We start from the raw sequence: 925 nt of genomic DNA, 5'->3' as shown, positions 1-925 counted from the left end.
CCCCATGCCTGAAGGTACCGCCTGAGTTGCCAACTTGATCGCCTCTCAGCTCGCCCATCAGGCGGCCTAGCCGCGTGCGGCCGACGCGCGCTCATCAGCGTGAGGTGTTTAGCGTCAAGAGTTTGGGCGGGTGCCGTGTCTCGCCGTCGGTCCCTGCATAGCTAATCGAGGTCGTGCTCGGCAGCGTGTGATCGGGTTGTGTCGACGACGGGACGGGGCGGCCTGTGATGAGCGACGAGATACCGCGAGGGTTCTCAATGCCGCGGAAGGCTCACCCCGCCCCAGCTTGATGGGTAGGGCCTCGTGCTGATTGACCTGATGCTGGTGCTGGATATCGTTACGCAGCAGCGGTGCCCGTGGTCTCCTTCCATGTGGCGGTACCGTGGGCGGCGATGACTGGGTCCCACGCGCGCTGCTGGGTGACGACGGCGTACAGCTGGCGCAGGATCGCGGCGGCGACGGCGGTCTGGGCTTGGGTCGGGGTCATCGGGTGGTGCTCGCGGCTGGTTAGATGGCGGTACCGCGCGGCGTACACCCGGTTCGTCTGAAGACATCCCCACACCGCCCGCCACGCCGCGACGCGTAGCTGCGGGCGTCCGGCGCCGGTGACCCGGGCTTTGCCGGTGAACGTGCCGGACTTGCGTTCCCGCGGGGCCAGGCCGGCGTGTTTGACGACGGCCCGCGCGGAGGTGAACCGGGTCAGGTCCCCGGTCTGGGCGAGGATCGCCGCCGCCCCGACCGGCGACAGCCCGTCGATGCTCGTCACCAACGCTGTCAGCTGGAGCTCGTCGAGCACGGACACCATCCGCGCCTCGACATCCGTGAGCTTGCCGCGGGCGTCGTCCCAGTCGGCCAGGGTCCACTCGAGCCGTTCGAACACCGCCGGCCGGTGCGCCACCACGCCCGCACCGTCGGTCAGGGCGGC

1 protein-coding gene is annotated in these 925 nt (G+C 69.5%); it reads right to left on the bottom strand.

Translation table 11 applies throughout. The annotated features are described in order from the left end of the window. Window positions 1–337 precede the first annotated feature (337 nt). A partial coding sequence (locus TAE01_RS20375; protein ID WP_147068632.1) for a transposase occupies window positions 338–925 on the bottom strand: 588 nt, incomplete at its 5' end.

This window comes from Terrabacter aerolatus (genome assembly GCF_007991735.1).
Classification (GTDB): domain Bacteria; phylum Actinomycetota; class Actinomycetes; order Actinomycetales; family Dermatophilaceae; genus Terrabacter; species Terrabacter aerolatus.
The sequence above is the reverse complement of the archived record's forward strand: the minus strand, read 5'-3'. Positions and strand labels throughout refer to the sequence as shown.